Genomic DNA, 1,588 nt, shown 5'->3' with positions numbered 1-1,588 from the left:
GAGGCGCGGGTCGAGGCGATGATGACGCGGGCTGAACGGGTGCTCATGGGCGCGCCCACCTTCCGGTTTTGCCGCCTTCCTTGCGCAGCACTCGAATGTCGTCGATCCGTGCGGCCGGGTCCACCGCCTTGATCATGTCGTAGAGCGTCAGGCCCGCGACGCTGACGGCCGTGAGCGCTTCCATCTCCACCCCCGTGCGGCCGGTGCTTCGCACCGTTGCGTTGATCTCGATCTCAGACTCGCCGACCGTGAAGTCGATGTCGACCCCCGTGAGGGCGAGCTGATGACACAGCGGGACGAGGTCGCTGGTGCGCTTGGCGGCCTGGATGCCGGCCACCCGGGCGGTGGCCAGCGCATCGCCCTTGGGCAGGCCGCCGGTCGAAATCAGCGCCACCACGTGTGCCGAGGTGCGCAGGACGCCCGCGGCGACCGCGGTCCGCTTGGTGGCCACCTTCTCGCTGACGTCGACCATGTGCGCCGCGCCGTGGTCGTCCAGATGTGACAGCGCGCCCGAGCCGGGCTCATTCGACGCCCAGTTCGCCGAGGCTTGGGAGGCCTCAGAGGCCCTGGCCATCTGGCGACCTACCGATTGACGACGGTGACCGGGTGCAGGTAGGGCAGATCGGTGGAGGGCAGCGGAAACACCAGCTCGCCGAAGGGAGACAGCGCACCCGTGCGATCGGTCACGAGTTCACTGACCGCGTGGTCGTCGGGGTCCGTCGTCGGCCAGCCGTTGTCGACGTACTTGGTCTTGCGGGCTTTGCCCTCAGCAGTGTCAGCCACGAGGTCCATTCTTACAGGTGGCCGAACCGCATGTGGCGCAAGACCGGAGTTCGAGACGCGTTGCCGTGCGCGCCGGTGTTCACCACGCTGGTGAGTCGCCGGGTTGTCGAGGTCTGCTGGGTGGCCGCGACCTGCTTTACGCTGGTCAGCAATGACCGACAACACCCCGGATATCCCGCTGGGGTCGTGGCTGGCCGAGTTATCCGATGAGCAGCTGATCCGACTGTTGGAATTGCGGCCGGACCTCGCCCAGCCCCCACCCGGCAGCATCGCCGCGCTGGCCGCCCGCGCCCAGGCCCGCCAGTCGATCAAGGCCGGCACCGACGACCTGGACTTTTTGCGGCTGGCCGTGCTCGACGCGTTGCTGGTGCTGCAGGCCGACGCCGAGCCGGTGCCCACGCCGAAGCTGCTGGCGCTGATCGGTGACCGCGCCCCCGAGACCGACGTGCTGGATGCCGTCGACGACCTGCGGCAACGCGCCCTGGTGTGGGGCGAGGCCGCGCTTCGGGTGGCCGCCGACGCCGCGACGGGCATGCCGTGGCATCCGGGCCAGGTCATCCTCGAGGACACCTCGCGCAGCGCCGAACAGATCGCCGCCCTGATCGACGACCTCACCGAGGCACAACTCGACGTGCTGGAGAAACTTCTCGAAGGCTCGCCGATGGGACGCACACGCGACGCCGCGCCTGGCGCGCCCACCGACCGGCCGGTGCCCCAGCTGCTGGCCATGGGCCTGCTGCGGCGCATCGATGCCGAGACGGTGATCTTGCCCCGCCACGTCGGACAGGTGCTGCGCGGCGAGCAG

General features: G+C 69.5%; 3 protein-coding genes and 1 pseudogene. 1 reads left to right on the top strand and 3 read right to left on the bottom strand.

Features of this window, described 5'->3' with window-relative positions; translation table 11 throughout:
* Positions 1-43: 43 nt before the first annotated feature.
* From moaC to A9W96_RS32185, 3 genes are read right to left on the bottom strand one after another with little or no spacing between them, the layout of a single operon-like run.
* Entirely contained in the window at positions 44-574 is a 531-nt protein-coding gene (gene moaC, locus A9W96_RS13405; RefSeq protein ID WP_067140345.1) for a cyclic pyranopterin monophosphate synthase MoaC, read from the bottom strand.
* A gap of 8 nt (positions 575-582) precedes the next feature.
* The gene (locus tag A9W96_RS13400) at positions 583-783 is read right to left on the bottom strand and encodes a hypothetical protein (RefSeq protein WP_174320979.1); all 201 of its coding nucleotides are present in this window, start codon (positions 781-783) and stop codon (positions 583-585) included.
* Between the two features lie 11 nt (positions 784-794).
* On the bottom strand, positions 795-935 hold the full coding sequence (locus A9W96_RS32185; protein ID WP_156749166.1) for a hypothetical protein: 141 nt from the start codon (positions 933-935) through the stop codon (positions 795-797).
* On the opposite strand from A9W96_RS32185, the pseudogene A9W96_RS13395 reads away from it, so the two are divergent.
* Positions 935-1,588: pseudogene (locus A9W96_RS13395) on the top strand (DNA-binding protein); the annotation flags it as partial. The gene A9W96_RS32185 and the pseudogene A9W96_RS13395 overlap by 1 nt on opposite strands.

Origin of the sequence: Mycobacterium sp. 1245852.3, assembly GCF_001669335.1 — a bacterium.
GTDB lineage: Bacteria > Actinomycetota > Actinomycetes > Mycobacteriales > Mycobacteriaceae > Mycobacterium > Mycobacterium europaeum_A.
The sequence above is the reverse complement of the archived record's forward strand: the minus strand, read 5'-3'. Positions and strand labels throughout refer to the sequence as shown.